13 protein-coding genes are annotated in these 17,912 nt (G+C 68.0%); 7 read left to right on the forward strand and 6 right to left on the reverse strand.

What is annotated here, in order from left to right; translation table 11 throughout:
• Positions 1–420 precede the first annotated feature (420 nt).
• From AC1PPL_RS03565 to AC1PPL_RS03575, 3 genes are all read left to right on the forward strand, one after another.
• The gene (locus tag AC1PPL_RS03565) at positions 421–1,251 is read left to right on the forward strand and encodes an SDR family oxidoreductase (RefSeq protein ID WP_479972663.1); all 831 of its coding nucleotides are present in this window, start codon (positions 421–423) and stop codon (positions 1,249–1,251) included.
• 127 nt (positions 1,252–1,378) lie between these two features.
• The gene (locus AC1PPL_RS03570; protein ID WP_088886156.1) at positions 1,379–2,461 is read left to right on the forward strand and encodes a TRAP transporter substrate-binding protein; all 1,083 of its coding nucleotides are present in this window, start codon (positions 1,379–1,381) and stop codon (positions 2,459–2,461) included.
• Positions 2,458–5,142 carry a bifunctional diguanylate cyclase/phosphodiesterase gene (locus AC1PPL_RS03575; RefSeq protein WP_479972664.1) on the forward strand — a complete coding sequence of 895 codons (2,685 nt, stop codon included), beginning with the start codon at positions 2,458–2,460 and terminating at the stop codon, positions 5,140–5,142. The genes AC1PPL_RS03570 and AC1PPL_RS03575 overlap by 4 nt, the downstream gene beginning before the upstream one ends.
• Positions 5,143–5,161: 19 nt before the next feature.
• Here AC1PPL_RS03575 and AC1PPL_RS03580 read toward each other — a convergent pair whose 3' ends face one another.
• A complete protein-coding gene (locus AC1PPL_RS03580) occupies positions 5,162–6,064 on the reverse strand; it encodes a DMT family transporter (protein ID WP_270174168.1) in 903 nt (300 codons plus the stop codon).
• 132 nt (positions 6,065–6,196) lie between these two features.
• Between AC1PPL_RS03580 and AC1PPL_RS03585 the strand changes: the two genes are divergently transcribed.
• The 3 genes from AC1PPL_RS03585 (at position 6,197) to AC1PPL_RS03595 (ending at position 9,212) form a co-directional block, all read left to right on the forward strand.
• Positions 6,197–7,183: a quinone oxidoreductase family protein gene (locus tag AC1PPL_RS03585; protein WP_479972665.1), complete on the forward strand. Its 987-nt coding sequence runs from the start codon at positions 6,197–6,199 to the stop codon at positions 7,181–7,183.
• Positions 7,180–8,001, forward strand: coding sequence for an NUDIX hydrolase (locus AC1PPL_RS03590; RefSeq protein WP_479972666.1), 822 nt, complete (start codon positions 7,180–7,182; stop codon positions 7,999–8,001). The genes AC1PPL_RS03585 and AC1PPL_RS03590 overlap by 4 nt, the downstream gene beginning before the upstream one ends.
• 221 nt (positions 8,002–8,222) lie before the next feature.
• A complete protein-coding gene (locus tag AC1PPL_RS03595) occupies positions 8,223–9,212 on the forward strand; it encodes a bile acid:sodium symporter family protein (protein WP_015914063.1) in 990 nt (329 codons plus the stop codon).
• Here AC1PPL_RS03595 and AC1PPL_RS03600 read toward each other — a convergent pair.
• From AC1PPL_RS03600 to AC1PPL_RS03615, 4 genes are all read right to left on the reverse strand, one after another.
• Positions 9,203–10,873 (reverse strand): Na/Pi cotransporter family protein, encoded by a 1,671-nt coding sequence (locus AC1PPL_RS03600; protein WP_123676253.1) that lies wholly within the window; start codon positions 10,871–10,873, stop codon positions 9,203–9,205. The two genes, AC1PPL_RS03595 and AC1PPL_RS03600, sit on opposite strands and share 10 nt — an antisense overlap.
• 94 nt (positions 10,874–10,967) lie before the next feature.
• Positions 10,968–11,465, reverse strand: a complete 498-nt coding sequence (lspA, locus tag AC1PPL_RS03605; protein WP_103737064.1) for a signal peptidase II — start codon at positions 11,463–11,465, stop codon at positions 10,968–10,970.
• Positions 11,465–14,320, reverse strand: coding sequence for an isoleucine--tRNA ligase (gene ileS / locus AC1PPL_RS03610; protein ID WP_479972667.1), 2,856 nt, complete (start codon positions 14,318–14,320; stop codon positions 11,465–11,467). Before ileS ends, lspA begins: the two co-directional genes overlap by 1 nt.
• Before the next feature lie 114 nt (positions 14,321–14,434).
• Complete coding sequence (locus tag AC1PPL_RS03615; RefSeq protein ID WP_088886164.1) at positions 14,435–15,478, reverse strand: bifunctional riboflavin kinase/FAD synthetase; 1,044 nt, start codon at positions 15,476–15,478, stop codon at positions 14,435–14,437.
• Between the two features lie 162 nt (positions 15,479–15,640).
• Between AC1PPL_RS03615 and AC1PPL_RS03620 the strand changes: the two genes are divergently transcribed.
• Positions 15,641–16,198 carry an HNH endonuclease gene (locus AC1PPL_RS03620; protein ID WP_011806507.1) on the forward strand — a complete coding sequence of 186 codons (558 nt, stop codon included), beginning with the start codon at positions 15,641–15,643 and terminating at the stop codon, positions 16,196–16,198.
• Positions 16,199–16,260: 62 nt separating this feature from the next.
• On the opposite strand, the gene AC1PPL_RS03625 is transcribed toward AC1PPL_RS03620, so the two are convergent.
• The gene (locus tag AC1PPL_RS03625; RefSeq protein WP_479972668.1) at positions 16,261–17,580 is read right to left on the reverse strand and encodes a tetratricopeptide repeat protein; all 1,320 of its coding nucleotides are present in this window, start codon (positions 17,578–17,580) and stop codon (positions 16,261–16,263) included.
• Between the last annotated feature and the right edge of the window lie 332 nt (positions 17,581–17,912).

A 17,912-nucleotide genomic window follows, 5' to 3' on the forward strand; every position in this document is an offset into this window, starting at 1 on the left:
CGATGCCGCGGTCGCCGGTCTTCCTGGCGGGCGATGCGGTGTATCTCGTCTACAGTGGCGGGTTGGTGCGGCGACGCATCGGGTGAAAACGCAGAAGGAGTAGGTACTGGGCGCCAGCGCCGGCTGCCTGGGCGGCACCCGACGGCGCTGCAGCCGCTGCTCAGGCGCGCCGAAGAGAATCGCCTTCCAGCACGCGGGCCCTGGCATGGTGGTACACAGGCATGATCGATGCAACACCCGTCATGGCCGCGCGCGTCTGACGGTTCGGTTGATGGTCATTCCCTGGGACGGAGGACGGGTTTTCGTGCCCCGCGCGGTGTTCGACGCGGGCGGTGGTCCTGATGCGGGTGTGCGCAGGGTCCACTATGATCGTTTCAAATTGTTTTGCAGGAACCGCCTCCGGCGGCGATGGAGTACGGTATGGATCTGGGTATCGCGGGTAAATGGGCGCTGGTCTGCGGGGCCAGCAAGGGGTTGGGCCGCGGCTGCGCCGAGGCGCTGGTGCGCGAGGGCGTGAACGTGGTGATCAACGCCCGCAATGCCGGTGAATTGCAGCGCACTGCTTCTGATTTGATAGCTATTGGCGCAGATGCGTCGGGCGTTAGAGGCCAAAATGGCAACCAACCCACGGTGCTGGCTGCGGCGGCCGACATCACCACCTCAGAGGGGCGCGCAGCCGTTTTTTCCATAGCTGGCGGGCCGGGCCGGGACTTCGACATCGTGGTCACCAACGCCGGCGGCCCCCCGCCCGGCGATTTCCGCGAGTGGGACCGCGATGCCTGGATGCGCGCGGTGGATGCCAACATGCTCACGCCCATCGAACTGATCCGCGCCACGGTGGACGGCATGGCGCAGCGGGGCTTTGGCCGCATCGTCAACATCACCTCCAGCGCAGTGAAGGCCCCCATCGACATCCTGGGCCTGTCCAATGGCGCGCGCAGCGGCTTGACCGGCTTTGTGGCCGGCGCAGCGCGCAGCGCCATTGCCGCGCAGGGCGTCACCATCAACAACCTGCTGCCGGGCAAGTTCGATACCGACCGGCTCGCGGGCACCCTCCAGGCCGCGGCCGGCAAGACCGGCAAGAGCCTTGATGAAGTGCGCCGCGCCCAGCAAGGCGCCATCCCGGCGCGCCGTTTCGGTACGCCGCAGGAGTTCGGCGCAATCTGTGCCTTCCTGTGCAGCGTGCACGCGGGCTATATGACGGGGCAGAACGTATTGGCCGACGGCGGTGCCTATCCCGGCACCTTCTGAGGAACGCGCCAGACCACAACGGGCGAGAACGCTCCGACCGACCGCCATGCCCCGCGCCGCGATGGGGGCGGGCGGCTGCAGGGCTCAGGTGCCGAAAGGGTGTTGCATGCAACTGCTGGGACGACGGATGCGCTGCCCCGCACTGCGCGGGCGGCTGGCCTTGTGGGGCGCGGCGCTGCTGTGCGCGGCCGCGCACGCCGGCGCGCCGGACACGCCCGCGGCCGATGCCGCGCCGTTGCGCCTGCGCGTGGTGGGAGGGCTGGCCGGCGTCACGCAGTACACGCAACTGGAGGCGCCCTTCTGGACGCGCGATTTGCCGCGCCTGAGCGAGGGCCGCTACCGCGCCGATATCGTGCCCTTTGACCGTGCCGGCGTTCCGGGCATGGAGATGCTGCGCCTCTTGCAACTGGGCGTGGTGCCCTTCGGCACGGTGCTCATGAGCTCCCTGTCGGCACAGTACCCCCAGTACACCGCCGTGGACCTGCCGGGGCTGAATCCGGACCTGGCGACGCTGCGCGCTTCGCTCGCGGCCTTCCGTCCGTACCTGGAGAAAGCCCTGCGCGAGGAGCATGGCGTGGAGCTGCTGGCGGTTTACGTTTACCCGGCGCAGGTGCTGTTCTGCAAGGACCCGCTGCTGGGCCTGGATGACCTGCGCGGAAGGCATGTGCGGGTGTCCTCGGCCGCGCAGGGCGACTTTTTTGCGGCACTGGGCGCCAAGCCCCAGCGCGTGCCGTTCGCACAGGTGGTCAAGAGCATGGAGGCGGGCGCCAGCGAATGCGCCGTCACCGCCAGCATGTCGGGCAACATCCTCGGTCTGCACGCACATGCGGCCTATCTCTATCCCATGCCCATCAGCTGGGGCATGGCGGTGTTTGCGGCCAATCGCGCGGCCTGGCAGGCGCTGCCCGCCGATCTGCGCCAGCTGCTGCAGGCCGAGCTGCCCAAGCTGGAGACGGCCGTGTGGCTCAGTGCCCAGGGCGAGACCGAGCAGGGCCTGGCCTGCAATGTCGGGAGCCCCAGCTGCACCACGGGGCGCCAGGGCGCCATGGCGCTGGTGCCGGTGCGCGCGCAGGACGAGGCGCGGCGCGAGACCATCTTCAACACCGTGGTGCTGCCGCGCTGGGTCCGGCGCTGCGGAGCCCGCTGCCGTGATATCTGGGATCGCACCATCGGTCCTGCGCGCCGCATGAGTGCGCCGGTGCAGCCATGAAGCCCATGCCCGGCAGGCGCCTGCACCTGATCACCTGGGGGGTGGTGGCTGCGCTGCTCGCAGGGCTGGCGGTGGCGGTGGCCGTGCTGCTGTGGCATACGCGCGCGGACGCGCTGGACGTTGCCGAGGCGCGCGTCACCCGTTTTGCCGCGGGGGCGGAGGCGGGCATGAACCGCACGCTGCTCTCTTTCGACGTGCTGTTGGCGCATACGGAAGAGCTGCTGGCCCTGCGCGCACGCGACCGTGCGGGCCTTGACGTGGCGGCGGCCGACACGCTGCTGCGCGGCGTGGCGCGGCAGAACCTCCTGCTGCGCTACGTGGCGCTGCTCGATGCGCGGGGCGCCGTGCTGGCATCTTCGGCGTCCACCGGCGAACTGGACGGCGTGGAGCTGCCCGAAGGCTTCCTGGCGGCCGCCCTCGCGCCCGCGGTGGCCACGCTGTCCGTCAGCCAACCCGTGGTGAGTCCTACCAGTTCCGAGCGGGTGCTGTACATGGCGCGCCAGTTGCGCATGGGCGACGGCACGCCGCTGCTGGTCGTCGCGCAGGTGCCGACGGAAGCGCTGGTGGCGGTGCTGATGCAGGGGCTGGAGGTTCCCGACATGGAAGTGACGCTGGAGCGCACGCAAGGCGTGCTGCTGCTGGGCGTGGAGGCGCCACAGGGGACCGTGGAGCGCCAGGAGCGCGCAGCGCCGGCCCTGCAGGAAGGCAGCGCGGACGATGGCGTGCACGCATGGCAGGCCAGCGCACGGCTGTCGGGCAAGCCGGCCATGGTGGTGGCGCGTCCGCTTATCTACCCCGATCTGTGGGCCACCGTCAGCCTGCCGCGCGACGCGGCGCTGGCGGGCTGGCGGCAGGAGGCGCTGACGGTGCTGTTCGGCGCGCTGCTGTTTGCGGCCACGGTGGTGGCCGCGGGAAGCGTGGTCGCCCTGTACCTGCGGCGCATGCACAGTGCGCGGCGGGTGGTGGCGCGCTCCAAGGCCACGCTGGACCAGGCGCTCGAAGCCATGGTGAGCGGCTTCGTGTTGTTGGACGCACAGCGCTGCGTGGTGCAGTGGAATCTGCGCTTCGAGGAGATGTTCCCCTGGCTCGTCAGCACCATCGGGGAGGGCGTGCCGTTTCGCCGCGTGCTGGAGACGACCGTGCACTACCACCTGCCCGGCGCCAGCGCGGAGGAAAAGCGCGCGTGGGTGGAGGAGCGCCTGCAGCAGCAGTGCACGCCGCGAGGCGGGGTGGAGCAGCTTTTGCCAAACGGCCATTACGTGCAGATCACCGAGCGCGCCACGGCCGATGGCGGCGTGGTCATCATCTACCACGACGTGACCGACCTGCGGCTGGCCACGGCCGAGGTGGAACACCTGGCGTTCTACGACCAGCTCACCGGCCTGCCCAACCGGCGCCTGCTGCTGGATCAGCTGGGCGATGCCAGCGCATCGGCGGTGCGTACGGGCACGCATGGCGCGGTGCTGTTCATCGACCTGGACCACTTCAAGACCCTCAACGACACCCTGGGCCACGAGATCGGGGACTACCTGTTGCAGCAGGTGGCCCGCCGCCTGGAAAGCGGCGTGCGCGTGGGCGACATCGTGGCGCGCCTGGGCGGGGACGAATTCGTGGTGCTGCTGGCCGGCCTGGCGACCGAGGCGGAACGCGCCCGCGAGCAGGTGCGCGCCGTGGCCGAGAAGGTCGTGCAACTGCTGGCGCAGCCCTATCCGATCGCGGGACAGAGCTACCACGGCAGCTGCAGCGTGGGCGCCGCGCTGTTCGGCAGCGTGCTGCAGACTGCGGCCGAAGTACTCAAGCAGGCGGACATCGCCATGTACCAGGTCAAGGCGCAGCGCGGCAACGCGGTGTGCTTCTTCGACCCTCGCATGCAGGTGGCGCTGAGCGCGCGTGCGCGGCTGGAGTCGGACCTGCAGGATGCGCTGCGCGAAGGGCAGTTCCTGCTGCACCTGCAGCCCCAGTTCACGCGCGACGGCGCCGTGGTGGGGGTCGAGGCGCTGCTGCGCTGGCAGCACCCGGAGCGCGGCCTGGTGCTGCCTGCGGAGTTCATCGGCGTGGCGGAGGACAGCGAGCTCATCGTGCCCCTGGGCCGCTGGGTGCTGGCCAGCGCCTGCGAGCTGCTGGCGCGCTGGCAGGCATCGCCGCGGCTGCGCGAGCTGTCGCTGAGCGTGAATGTGAGCGCGCGCCAGTTCCGCAGCCCCGACTTCGTGGAGCAGCTGTCGCAACTCTTGCTGCGCAGCGGCGCACCGGCGCACCGGCTGGAGTTGGAACTTACCGAATCCCTGGTGCTGGAGGACGTGGAAGACTCCATCGCCAAAATGCACCAGCTGCGCACCAAGGGTGTGCGTTTCGCTGTGGATGATTTCGGCACGGGCTACTCTTCACTGGCCTACCTCACGCGGCTGCCATTGCATCGGCTGAAGATCGACCGCACTTTCGTGCACCACCTGGGCGAGAGTCGCAGCGACGATGTGGTGGTGCAGACCATCCTGGGCATGGCGCGCAACCTGGATCTGGAAGTGGTGGCCGAGGGGGTAGAGACAGAGGAACAGCGCAGCTTTCTCGCGCTGCATGGCTGCGACGTGTACCAGGGCTACCTGCTGGCGCACCCCATGCCGGTGGAGGTGCTGCAGGCCCGCTACGGCGACGCGCCGCAGGCGCAGCCTGCAGCAGCGCACTGACGCCTGTGCGCGCGCCGGCCTAGGCCCTGCGCGACGACACCACGATGCCACCCACGATCAGCGCGAACGCCAGGGCGTGGTACAGGTGCGGCGCTTCTCCGAGGAAAACCGTGGACAGCACTGCCGCGAACAGCGGTGTGAGGTTGATGAAAAATCCCCCCACCACCGGCCCCGCGCGTTGCGCCGCCACGCCCCAAAAGCGATAGGCCAGGATGGCCGGGCCCACGGCGATGAAGGCCAGGCCAGCGGCCAGCGGCCAGCCCCAGGTGATCTGCGTGGCGCCCAGTGACCATTCCGCACCCGCAAAGGCGCCCGACCAGCCCAGTCCAAAGATCATCTGCGCCATGAGGAAGGCCGCCCAGTCGCCGCGCAGTTCGCGCGGCTCGCTGGTGCGCACCAGCAGCCAGCTGTAGAACGACCAGGAGATGGTGGCCGCCACCATGTACAGGTCGCCCGGCACCAGGCGCAGCGCCAGCAACTGCTCCCAGCTGCCGCGGCTGAGCACCAGCACCACGCCGGCCACCGACAACAGCACCCCCGCTATTTGCCTGCGCGAGGCCGGCACGCCGAAGCACAGCGCGCCGATGATGAGCATCCATACCGGCATGCCCGAGCCCACCAGCGTCACGTTCAGCGGCGTGGAGGTCTGCAGCGCCAGGTACTGCAGCGCGTTGTAGCTGCCGATGCCCAGCAGGCCCAGCAGCGCATAGCGGCGCCAGTGCGGCCACAGCGGGCTGCCGGGGCGCAGTACCTGCCAGGCCAGTGGCAGCAGCAACGCAAACGCCAGCAGCCAGCGCACGAAGTTCAGGGTGATGGGCGGGATCAGCGTGTTCAGCGCGCGGCCGACCACGGCATTGCCGGCCCATAGCAGCGGCGCGGCCACGAGCATCGCAATCGTGCCCGGTGAGAGTCGTTGGGTCATAGGGGCAGCAACTGTAAGCGAAAGGCGTGACAGTCGGCGTCCTCCCGTGTGTGTCCCGCGCACGGCAAGGGCTGGCAAATCATGGCAGCATCTGCGGCGTTCGCTTGCAATCATTCCAGGAGACCCATTCCCATGACCCTCGCCGTTCAGATCCGCCAGCACGGCGGCCCCGAAGAACTCCAGATCGTCGACGTGCAGGTCGGCGAGCCCGGCCCGGGCGAGGTGCGCATCCGCCACCGCGCGGTGGGCCTGAACTTCATCGACGTGTACCACCGCACCGGCCTGTACCCCTTGAACATGCCGGCCAGCATCGGCATGGAGGGCGCGGGCGTGATCGAGGCGGTGGGCGAGGGCGTCACGCACCTGCGCGTGGGCGACCGCGCGGCCTACGCCAGCCAGCCGCCCGGTAGCTACTGCGAAGTGCGCGTGATGCCCGCCAAGTGCGTGTGCAAGCTGCCCGATGCGATCAGCTTCGAGACCGGTGCGGCCATGATGCTCAAGGGCCTGACCGCCCAGTATCTGCTGAAGAAAACCCGCCCCGTCGAAGGGCTGGAGCCCGGCGATTTTGTGCTGTTCCATGCGACCGCGGGGGGCGTGGGCCTGATCGCCTGCCAGTGGGCCAAGGCCCTGGGCCTGCAGCTCATCGGCACCGCAGGATCGGACGCCAAGTGCCAGCTGGCGCTGGACAACGGCGCGGCCTACGCCATCAACTATGCCAAGGAAGACTTCGCCGCCCGGGTCAAGGAGATCACCGGCGGGCGCGGCGTGAAGGTGGTGTACGACTCCGTGGGCAAGGACACCTGGGACAAGTCGCTGGATTGCCTGCGTCCCTTCGGGTTGATGGCCAGCTTCGGCAACGCGTCGGGCCCCGTGGCGCCGTTCGCACCCGGCATGCTCGGCGCCAAGGGCTCGCTGTACGTCACGCGCCAGACGCTGTTCAGCCACATCACCACGCGCGAGGCCACGCAGGCCATGGCGGACGACCTGTTCGCCGTGGTGGCCAGCGGCCAGGTGAAGATCCACATTGCCCAGCGCTATGCGCTGCGCGACGTGCAGCAGGCGCACCGCGACCTGGAGGCGCGCAAGACTACGGGCTCCACCATCCTCACGCTGGAATGACGGCGCCCAGCCAGCCGGCGCCCGCCTGGGTGGCCGCCGCACGCCGGCAGGCGCAGTGCCCGCCAGTGGCACCGCGCGTGCCGCTGCTGTTGGGGCGCGAGTGCGTGGGGTCGGTGGATGCCGCGATTTTTGACCAGATTGGCATTCAAAGGTTACTGGACAAGCGCTGGCAGCTATCACAAGTAGAGCATCAAGGGCAACCCGCCTGGGCCCTGCCGGCGCAGGAGGCCACGGCGGCGCTGAATGCGCTGGCCCATGCGCTGCGCACGGCGGGCTGCTGCGGCCCCTGGCGCGACGAGCAACTGGCCGTGTGCACGCCCGATGGCCGGCGCCTGGCGACCGTGGAGCGCGGGGCCGTGCGCGTGCTGGGCCTGGCCACGCAGGCCGTGCACTTGGTGGGCTGCACTGCGGGGGGCGCCCTGTGGGTGCAGCAGCGCTCCTTCACCAAGCCCAACAACCCCGGCCAGTGGGACACGCTGATGGGCGGCATGGTGTCCGCGGCCGACAGCCTGCATGAAGCCCTGGCGCGCGAGACATGGGAGGAGGCCGGGCTGCGCCTGGAGCAATTGCAGGCCCTGGCAGCCGGCGGCCAGGTGCAGTTTGCGCAGCCCAGCAGCGAGGCGGGTGGCATCGGCTACATGGTGGAGCGCATCGACTGGTTCCACGCTACCGTGCCCGAGGGCGTGGTGCCGGTGAACCAGGATGGCGAAGTGGCGCACTTCGAATGCCTGACCCATGGCGAGGTGCACGAGCGCCTGGCCCGAGGGGCGTTCACGCCGGAGGCGGCGCTGGTGCTGGCCGGTTTCTATGGTTGGTGATTTGCTATTAAAACAATAGCTGTTACCGCATAATGGACAAGCGTTAGACAGCGATTTCATTCGTTAGTGAAGCGCCGCCGCGGCGGTTGCCTGTGCAGCGGACTGGAGAACATGCGGCGCGCCGACGCCATAGGGGCACATGCCCGACAATCCAGGCCTCATGCCTGCGCCGGCAGGCTCGCCGCACTACGGCACGCTTTCTCCACCGCTCCTCGCACACCATGGCCCGTTCCCGTCTGCTGCCCGACAACTTCACCCTTGCCCTCGTGGCCACCGTCACGCTGGCCAGCCTGCTGCCTGCATCCGGCGCCGTGGGCGCGTTTTTCGAGAAGGCCACCGTGGGCGTGGTGGCGCTGCTGTTCTTCATGCATGGCGCCAAGCTGTCGCGCGAGGCCGTGATCGCAGGCATCGGCCACTGGCGATTGCACCTGCTGGTGGTGGCCAGCACCTTCATGCTGTTTCCGGTGCTGGGCCTGGTGCTGCGGCCGGTGCTGCAGCCGCTGGTGACGCCAGAGCTGTACACCGGCGTGCTGTTCCTGTGTGTGCTGCCGGCCACGGTGCAGTCGGCCATCGCGTTCACGGCGGTGGCGCGCGGCAACATGGCGGCGGCCATTTGCAGCGCCTCGGCCTCCACCCTGCTGGGTATCGTGATCACCCCGCTGTTGGTGGGCGTGGTGCTGCCGCAGGCCTCGGGCACGGTGCAGCAGGATGTACTGGGCAGCATCGGTCGCATCATGCTGCAGCTGATGCTGCCCTTCGTTGCGGGGCACCTGCTGCGGCCGTGGATCGGCGGTTTCATCAGCCGCCACGCGGCGACGCTCAAGTACGTGGACCAGGGCTCGGTGCTGCTGGTGGTCTACACCGCATTCAGCGCAGCCGTGGTGGGCGGCCTGTGGCGCGAGTTGCCGCTGCCCGCGCTGGCCGGCCTGCTGGTGGTGTGCGCGGTGATCTTGGGGCTGGCGCTCACCGCCACCACCTGGCTGGCGCGGCGCCTGGGTTTTTCCAAGGAGGATGAGATCACCATCGTGTTCTGTGGCTCCAAGAAGAGCCTGGTGAGCGGCGTACCCATGGCCAAGGTGCTGTTCCCCTCAGAGGCCGCGGGCGCCATCGTGCTGCCGCTGATGGTGTTCCACCAGATGCAGCTCATGGTGTGCGCGGTGTTGGCGCAGCGCTATGCGCGCCGTCCCCAGGCGGCAGCGCCTCAGGGGTGATCGTTCAGCGGCGCGGGCGCCGCGCGCAGGGCCTTGAGGCGGCTGGGGGCCAGCGCGCCGGCCGACTCTAGGATGGGGTAGGCGATGGAGCAGATGTGCGAGTTGATGCGCTTGAGGTCGCTGATCAGGTCGATGTGCAGCGAGCTAGTCTCCATGGCCGGCACCGTGCCGTCCGACAGCCGTAGCAGGTGGCTGGCGGCGTAGGCGCGCTCCAGGTCGCGAAAGCGCACCTTCTCCTCCAACAGGCGCTGCGCGTCGCGCAGGTTGCCGTTCAGGAACACGCTCATGCCCAGGCGCAGGTTGTCTATCAGGCGCTGGTGCAGTTCGGTGATCTCGGCCATGCCGGCCTCGGAGAAGTCGCGGCCCTTGCGGATCTTCTTGTCCTCGATGTCCTGCAGCACGCGCTCGATGATGTCGCCCACCTGCTCCATGTTGATGGTGAAGCTGATGATGTCGGCCCAGCGGCGACTTTCTTCCTCGCCCAGGGCCTCGCGCGAGATCTTCGTCAGGTAGTACTTGATGGCGGAGTACAGCTCGTCCACCTCGTCGTCCATCTTGCGCAGGCGTTCGGCCAGGTCCTGGTCGTTGTGGCGTATGACCTGCAGCACGCCCAGCAACATGGTCTCCACCACGTCGGCCTGGTACAGGGCCTCGCGCGCCGCGCAGGAGATGGCCAGCGAGGGCGTGGACAGCGCGGACGGGTCCAGGTGCTGCGGGCGGCGGCGCTGCGCGCTTTCGGGCTTGGGCAGAAGCCACGCCACGGCGCGCGCCACCCATTGCGTGAAGCCGATGAAGCCCACGCTGATGAGGATGTTGTAGGCCAGGTGGAACAGCACCACGCCTTGGGCCGTACCCGGCATGTGCGGCTGCAGGTGCCGCAGCCACAGCCCGATGAACGGGGCCACCAGCAGCACGCCCAGGACCTTGAACACCAGGTTGCCCACGGTCACCTGGCGCACCTCCACGGCCGACTTGGCGGTGGTCAGTACCGCCACCAGGCCGCTACCCAGGTTGGCGCCCAGCACCAGGCCTAGGGCCACGTCCAGCGGCACCACGTGCGAGGCGGCCATGGCCGCGATCAGCAGCACGATGGCGAGGCTGGAGTAGGCCAGCACGGCCAGCACCGTGCCCAGGATGATCTCCAGCGCAATGTCGCTGCGCACCGAGCCCAGCACCATCTTGATGACGGGCGAGGCCAGCATGGGGCCGCTGGCCTGCATCACCATCTCCAGCGCCAGCAGCATCAGCCCCAGGCCGATAAGCACGCGCCCCACGCGCCCGGCGGTGCCGGCCTGGCGCGCGATGAACAGCACCACGCCTACGAAGATGAACAGCGGCGACAGCCACGACAGGTCCAGCGAGAACAGCACGGACATGAGCGCGGTGCCCACGTCGGCGCCGCGCATCACGGCCAGCGCCGCGGGCAGCGTGATCAGGCCCTGGCCCACGAAGGACGAGGTCATGAGCGAGGTGGCGGTGCTGGACTGCACCAGCGCCGTCACACCCATGCCCGAGAGCGCGGCGGAGAAGCGGTTGCCCATGCTGCGCGCCAGCATGGTGCGCAGATTGGCGCCGAACACGCGCAGCACGCCGGTGCGCACGAGGTGCGTGCCCCAGACCAGCAGGGCAATGGCGGCCAGCAGATTCAGCAGGTGTTTCATGGGTGGGCTTGGGCTCTTCCAACGGGTCGTCGTGCGACCATGAAACAGCGCAGCATACCCGCGAACGGGCGCCGTGGTTGCGCCCAGGCGGGTGTCAGCCGGTGCGGCGCACGCGCAGCAGCTCGTCCAGGATCAGGCAGGCCGCACCCACGGTGATGGCGCAGTCGGCCACGTTGAACGCGGGGAAGTGCCAGCCGCGCAGGTGAAAGTCCAGGAAGTCCACGACGTAGCCATGCTGCAGGCGGTCCACCACGTTGCCGATGGCACCGCCCAGGATGCTGGACAGCGCGAAGCAGAACAGCTTCTGCCCCGGGTGGGCGCGCAGCTGCCACAGGATAAAGACCGCCGTTGCCAGCGCAATGCCCGTGAACAGCCAGCGCTGCCATCCCCCGGCATCGGCCAGGAAGGAGAACGCCGCCCCGGTGTTGTGCGCCCGCACGATGTTGAAGAAGCTGGTCACGTAGGTCGCGTCGCCCAGGCGGTAGTAGCCCAGGATCAGCGTCTTGGTGAACTGGTCGGCAATGACGAGCAGCACGGCCCAGGCCAACCAGGGCCACAGGCTGGCACTGCGGGATACAGCGGCGCGCGCCATCAGGCGTGCACCCGGTTTTCACCGGCGCCATGCAAGTTGCTGTCGCAGCGCCCGCAGAGCGTGGGGTGCCCGGGATTCTGGCCCACGTCGGCACGGTAGTGCCAGCAGCGCTCGCACTTGGCATCGGAACTGGCCGCAACGCTGATCTGCAGGGCGCTGCCAGCTGCCAAATGTGTAGCTGAAACGATGAGCACGAACTTCAGATCGTCGCCCAGGCTGGCCAGCAGCGCATGGTCTTCGGGCGCGGCAGTGAGCGTGACCACAGCCTGCAGCGACGAGCCCACGGTTCCGGCAGCGCGCACGGTCTCGATCTCCTTGTTCACCGCGTCGCGGATCTCACGCAGGCGTTCCCACTTGGCGGCCAGGCCCTCGTCGGCCGTGGGAATGGTCTGGTAGGTCTCCAGGTAGATGGTCTCGGACTGGCCGAACACCTTCCATGCCTCTTCGGCCGTGAAGGACAGGAAAGGCGCCATCCAGCGCAGCATGGCATGGGTGATCTGGTAGAGGGCGGTCTGCGCGCTGCGGCGCGCCAGGCTCTTGGGCGCCGTGGTGTACAGGCGGTCCTTGAGCACGTCGAGGTAAAAGCCCCCCAGGTCTTCCGAGCAGTACAGCTGCAGCTTGGCGACCACGGGGTGGAACTCGTACACCTTGTAGTGCGCCAGGATGTCCTGCTGCAGCTGCGCCGCGCGCGAGAGGGCGTAGCGGTCGATCTCCAGCATCTGCTCGAACGGCACGGCGTCCTGGGCCGGGTCGAAGTCGCTCACGTTGGCGAGCAAGAAGCGCAGCGTGTTGCGGATGCGGCGGTAGGCGTCCACCACGCGCGCCAGGATCTTGTCGTCGATGGCCAGGTCGCCCGAATAGTCGGTGGCGGCACACCACAGGCGGATGATTTCGGCGCCCAGCTTGCCGCTCACCTCCTGCGGCGAGACCGTGTTGCCCAGCGACTTGCTCATCTTCTTGCCCTGGCCGTCCACCGTGAAGCCGTGCGTGAGCAGGCCGCGGTAGGGTGCGCGCCCGAAGATGGCGCTGGCCAGCAGCAGCGAGCTGTGGAACCAGCCGCGGTGCTGGTCATGGCCTTCGAGGTACAGGTCGGCCTCGGGACCCTGGTCATGGTGCATGGTGGGGTGCGTGCCGCGCATCACATGCCAGAAGGTGGAGCCGGAGTCGAACCACACTTCCAGGATGTCGGTGCTCTTGGTGTAGTGCTTGGCGTCCTCCGCGCCCAGGATCTCCTCGGCCGTCACACGGCTCCAGGCTTCGATGCCGCCCTGCTCGACGATCTCTGCGGCCCGGTCGATGATCTCCATGGTGCGCGGGTGCAGCTCGCCCGAGTCCTGGTGCAGGAAGAACGGGATCGGCACGCCCCAGCTGCGCTGGCGCGAGATGCACCAGTCGGGCCGCCCGGCAATCATGTCGCGCAGGCGGGCCTTGCCGTTGTCCGGGTAGAAGGCCGTGTGCTCGATGGCTTCCAGCGCGATCTGGCGCAGGGTCTGTGCGGGTTTCTGCGCCGGGTCGGTGAATACGCCCTCGCCCTCGTCCATGCGCACGAACCACTGCGCCGCGGCGCGATAGATCACGGGCGTCTTGTGGCGCCAGCAGTGCGGGTAGCTGTGGGTGATGGTGGTGGTGTTCAGCAGGCGGCCGGCGACCTTAAGTGCGTCGATGATGACGGGCACGGCCTTCCAGATGTGCTGGCCGCCGAACAGCGGAAAGTCCGCCGCGTAGGTGCCGTTGCCCTGCACGGGGTTCAGGATCTGGTCGTAGGCCATGCCGTGGGCGACGCAGGAGTTGAAGTCGTCCACGCCATAGGCGGGCGAGGAGTGCACCAGGCCCGTACCATCGCTGGCAGTGGCGTAGTCGGCCAGGTACACGGGCGACAGGCGCCGGTAGCCCGCGTCCATGTCGTACAGCGGATGCTCGAACTCCAGGCCCGCGAGCTTTTCGCCGGGCACCACGGCCAGCACCTGGCCCGTGAGGCCCCAGCGCGTCATGCAGGCCTCGACCAGTGATTCGGCCACGATGAACAGGCCGCGCTCGGTGTCTACCAGCGCGTACGGCAGCTCGGGATTGAGGTTCAGTGCCTGGTTGGCGGGAATGGTCCAGGCGGTGGTGGTCCAGATGACCGCGAAGGCGTCCTTGGACAGGGCGGGCAGGCCGAAGGCAGCGGCCAGCTTGGCCGGCTCATGTGCCTTGAACGCCACGTCCAGCGTCTGGCTCTTCTTGTCCTGGTATTCGATCTCGAACTCCGCCAGCGACGAGGCGCAGTCGAAGCACCAGTACACGGGCTTCAAGCCACGGTACACGAAACCGCGCTCCATGACCTTCTTGAGCGCGCGGATCTCGCCGGCCTCGCTCGCAAAATTCATGGTCTTGTACGGGTTGTCCCAGTCCCCCAGCACGCCCAGGCGCTTGAAGTCCACCATCTGCTGCGCGATCTGCTCGGTGGCAAACGCGCGGCCCTTGGCCTGCATCTCGTCGCGCGGCAGGTTGCGGCCGTGCAGCTTTTCGATGGCGTTCTCGATCGGCAGGCCGTGGCAGTCCCAGCCCGGCACGTAGATCGCGTCAAAGCCCTCGAGCTGGCGCGCCTTGATGATCATGTCCTTCAGGATCTTGTTCACCGCGTGGCCGATGTGCAGCTGGCCGTTGGCGTACGGCGGGCCGTCGTGCAGGATGAACTTCGGCGCGCCGCTGCGGGCGTCGCGCAGCTTCTTGTAGATGCCCTTGTCGTCCCATTCCTTGACCCAGCCCGGCTCGCGCTTGGGCAGGTCGCCGCGCATGGGGAAGGGCGTGTCGGGCATGTTCAGCGTGCCGCGGTAGGCACTGGCGGGGGCGTTCTTGGGGTTGGAATCGGACATGGGAACCTTCAGGTCAAGGGCGTTCCGGGCGTGGCCCGAAAGGCAAACACGGGGGCAGGACAAGGGCGGGGCTGGCGCGGCCCGCCAAGCGCTGGCGGGGCGAAGGCGGCCCCGTCAAATTCGGTCGCGTGTGGTCTGGCGACGGGTCTCTGCGTGGGAGGATGCGAAGTACGCGCGGGCGTCATCGCAGTCCTTGGCGATGCCGGTTGTGAGGGCGCCCAGGCTGTCGTACTTCAGCTCGTCGTGCAGTTTGTGCAGGAGTTCCACGCGCACGATTTTACCGTAGGCCCCCTCGGCCCCCAGGTGAGCGGGCCACTGCAGGCAATGCGTCTCCAGCAGCACGCGCCCGCCGTTCACGTCGCTCGGGTCCAGCGACGGGCGCACGCCCAGGTTGGCCACACCGGGCAGGGGCTCGGCGTCCAGCCCGTGCACCAGTACCGCGAAGATGCCGCTGGCGGCCGGTTTCCAGTGCGCAAAGCGCAGGTTCAGCGTGCGAAAGCCGTCCTGGTGAGGCCCGCTGGCGGCGGAGCGGCCCAGCGACCGGCCCAGCTTGCGTCCATGCACCACGTGGCCAGAGATCGCGTACGGGCGCCCCAGCAGGCGAGTGGCTTCCTCCATGTCGCCGGCGCCCAGGGCGTCGCGCACGGCGGAGCTGGAAACACGCAGCCCGTGCACCTCGTAGCTGTTCATGCGCGCCACCTCGAAGCCACGCTCGCGGCCGGCGGTGTCCAGCATGGCGTAGTCCCCCGCGCGCTGGGCGCCGAAGCGGAAATCGTCGCCCACCAGCAGGTAGCGCGCACCCAGGCCGCCCACCACCACATCGTCGATGAAGGCCTGGGGTGCCTGGCGTGCCAGCTTTTCGTTGAACGGCAGCACGATGGTCTGCTGCACGCCGCAGCGCGCCAGCTCGGACAGCTTGTCGCGCAGCGTGCCGATGCGCGCGGGCGCGAGATCCGGGCGCTTGTGCACCCCGGCGAAGTAGTCGCGCGGATGCGGCTCGAAGGTCAGCACGCAGCTTTGCACGCCGCGGTGCTGCGCCTCGCTGTTCAGCAGGGCCAGCATGGCCTGGTGGCCGCGGTGCACGCCGTCGAAATTGCCGATGGTGAGGGCGCAGGCGGGTGCCACGTCCGGGTGATGGAAGCCGCGGAAGATCTTCATCGCAGTGCTTTTCTTTTGATAGCGGCTGGCGCAAGTCCATCAAGCGCTTGACGCCAATTTGTCATGAAAAAGAGTATATTGTGCGCTACCGGCTGCGCTGCACAGTGCGACCGGCGAGACATCAACGTTCCGATTCTTGTGTTCCATGGCAGGAGGCGTGTTGTGAAGGTCTTGAAGCTGTCGGCCCAGGGGCTGCCGCAATCCTGGATAACGCTGGAGCAGGCGGTCACGCACTACGCCGCGGGCGAGGTGCGCTGGGAGATCGGCGCGCAGGTCGCGCTGTTTCGCGGTGGCCATAACGCCATCACCGGCGAGCAGTCACAGATCGCGGTGAGCAGCATCATCGGTACGCGTGGCGTGCCGAACATCAACCCCTTCGACCTCTACCCCAGCCTCACCAACGCCAAGCTGTTCGCACGCGACCGCAACGTGTGCGCCTACTGCGGAGGGCATTTCCAGGAACAGGACCTGACCCGCGAGCACATCGTGCCGTTTGCCAGGAACGGCGTGGACCACTGGATGAACGTGGTCACCTCGTGCCGCCCCTGCAACCACCGCAAGGGCCCGCGTACGCCCGAGCAGGCGCATATGCCGCTGCTGTACACGCCTTACGTACCCAGCCTGTGGGAAGACTTCATCCTGCGCAACCGGCGCATCCTGGCCGACCAGATGGAGTTCCTCATGGCCCACGTGCCCAAGTCGTCGCGGCTGTTGAGCTGACGTTGGCGGGTAACAAAAAACGCGGCCAAGGCCGCGTTTTTTGATGAGGCTGGCTGGGCTTCTTAAGCAGCCGCCTTGCGGGCCTTGACCAGGAAGCCTTGCACAGGCTCGCCGCCTTCGTAGCGCAGCGTCAGGTCTTCGATCTCCACCGATTCAAAGCCCGCTTGGCGGCACAGCGCCTGCACATGGCTGCGCTTGTGGGCATAGCGGCCATTGGACTGCAGCACGAGGTCGGTACCTTCTTCCGGGGCGGCCTCGCAGGAGAAGTAAAAGTCCCCGGCCGGCAGCAGAATGCGATGCGCGTTGGGAATGGCTTCCACCAGCTCGCCGGTGTAAATGAAGACGTCCAGGGCGGTGATTACCTCATAGATGTCGCCCGGCGTCTCGCGCAGGGCATCCAGCAGGTTGACGGTGTGAAACCGGTCGTACACGCGGTGGCGATGGGCCTGCTCGATCATCTTGGTGGAAACATCCACGCCGATCAGGAATCCGTCGATGCGGCCCAGGCACACACCCAGCAGCCCCGTGCCGCAGCCCAGGTCTAGCACATTCAGGTGCTTATCGGGGTAGCGGGCCAGGATCTTGTCGGCCACGATTTTCGGCAGTTGGTACCGCAGACCGCGTACCGTGTGCTGGTCGTAGACCTCGGCCAGGCCCTCAAACAGATGGCGGTTCAACTCGACAGGCTGGTGCGGCGGGGTAACGCCATGGGCCAGCGCGCTGTAATAGGCATACACGGAATCGCCGGGCGCCAACTCAAGCAACGTGGTGGTATCGGCCGCGGCCTGGGCGGGCTTGCCTGCCGCCAGCAGGGTCTTCACGCGGCCCAGCAGCGCCTGTTGGTCCTTGGGATCCTGCGCGATCAAGCCGTTCCATACATCCAGTGCTTCGGCGTGTTGCCCCAGGCCTTCCAGGTCGGCGGCCAGGAGGCGGCGCAACTGCACGTCGCCCGGCACCAGCTCCAGACCGCGACGCAGATGGCGCACGGCCATTTCAGCGTGGCCCGCACGGTGCGCAATGTCCACCACCCCGGCCAGCACCAACAGGTTCTTGGGCTCCAGCTTGGCCACCTTCTCGGCCGTCTCCACGGCTTCCTGGAACTGGTTCTGTCGCGCCAGCAGCAGCGCCAGCTCCAGCAGACCCGGGCCCCATGTAGGTGCCAGGGCGACGCTCTTGCGCAGGGCTTCGAAGGCGCCCTTGACGTTGCCTGCCTTCTCCGCCATCAGGCCGGCCAGCATGAAGACGCGCGCGTCGTTGGGCGACTTCTTCTGGGCCTTGTTCAGGGTCTCGGCAGCCTGGCGGAGTTCACCTTTGGCGATCTGGGTGCGGGCGGTCTCGAGGTACTGGCGGATGGGGTCAGCGTGGGGGGCAGTGGCGCTCATGGCAAAAAGGTGCTGCGCGTTAGGGCGCTAAACGGAAAACCCGTCATTATCCGGGAAGCGTGGAAGCCGCCGGCGGCGGAGCGTAAAGCGCGTTTCGCCGACGCCAATGCGGCCGCCTGCACGTCTGCGCAGTGCAGGTGGGCCATGCGCTGTGCGGCTTCCTAGTTCAAGCCAAAAACTGCGCGCCAGGCACTGGATTCGGCGGCGGTGTCCAGAAAGGCAGCGATCTTCGTGCCGTGCAACGCACGCGTTCGTAGTGCGCTATGCACGCAAGCAGAGCATCCGCACACAGCTGTATCCCCGCAAGCGCTAAGCCAGCGGAGATGCCTCCG

The organism is Diaphorobacter sp. B2A2W2 (assembly GCF_056730635.1).

What these genes read in the sequence shown, in the direction of transcription:
- AC1PPL_RS03565 (WP_479972663.1), top strand. Translation starts at nt 421, where the DNA reads ATGGATCTGGGTATCGCGGGTAAATGGGCGCTGGTCTGCGGGGCCAGC.
- AC1PPL_RS03570 (WP_088886156.1), top strand. Translation starts at nt 1,379, where the DNA reads ATGCGCTGCCCCGCACTGCGCGGGCGGCTGGCCTTGTGGGGCGCGGCG.
- AC1PPL_RS03575 (WP_479972664.1), top strand. Translation starts at nt 2,458, where the DNA reads ATGAAGCCCATGCCCGGCAGGCGCCTGCACCTGATCACCTGGGGGGTG.
- AC1PPL_RS03580 (WP_270174168.1), bottom strand. Translation starts at nt 6,064, where the DNA reads ATGACCCAACGACTCTCACCGGGCACGATTGCGATGCTCGTGGCCGCG.
- AC1PPL_RS03585 (WP_479972665.1), top strand. Translation starts at nt 6,197, where the DNA reads ATGACCCTCGCCGTTCAGATCCGCCAGCACGGCGGCCCCGAAGAACTC.
- AC1PPL_RS03590 (WP_479972666.1), top strand. Translation starts at nt 7,180, where the DNA reads ATGACGGCGCCCAGCCAGCCGGCGCCCGCCTGGGTGGCCGCCGCACGC.
- AC1PPL_RS03595 (WP_015914063.1), top strand. Translation starts at nt 8,223, where the DNA reads ATGGCCCGTTCCCGTCTGCTGCCCGACAACTTCACCCTTGCCCTCGTG.
- AC1PPL_RS03600 (WP_123676253.1), bottom strand. Translation starts at nt 10,873, where the DNA reads ATGAAACACCTGCTGAATCTGCTGGCCGCCATTGCCCTGCTGGTCTGG.
- lspA (WP_103737064.1), bottom strand. Translation starts at nt 11,465, where the DNA reads ATGGCGCGCGCCGCTGTATCCCGCAGTGCCAGCCTGTGGCCCTGGTTG.
- ileS (WP_479972667.1), bottom strand. Translation starts at nt 14,320, where the DNA reads ATGTCCGATTCCAACCCCAAGAACGCCCCCGCCAGTGCCTACCGCGGC.
- AC1PPL_RS03615 (WP_088886164.1), bottom strand. Translation starts at nt 15,478, where the DNA reads ATGAAGATCTTCCGCGGCTTCCATCACCCGGACGTGGCACCCGCCTGC.
- AC1PPL_RS03625 (WP_479972668.1), bottom strand. Translation starts at nt 17,580, where the DNA reads ATGAGCGCCACTGCCCCCCACGCTGACCCCATCCGCCAGTACCTCGAG.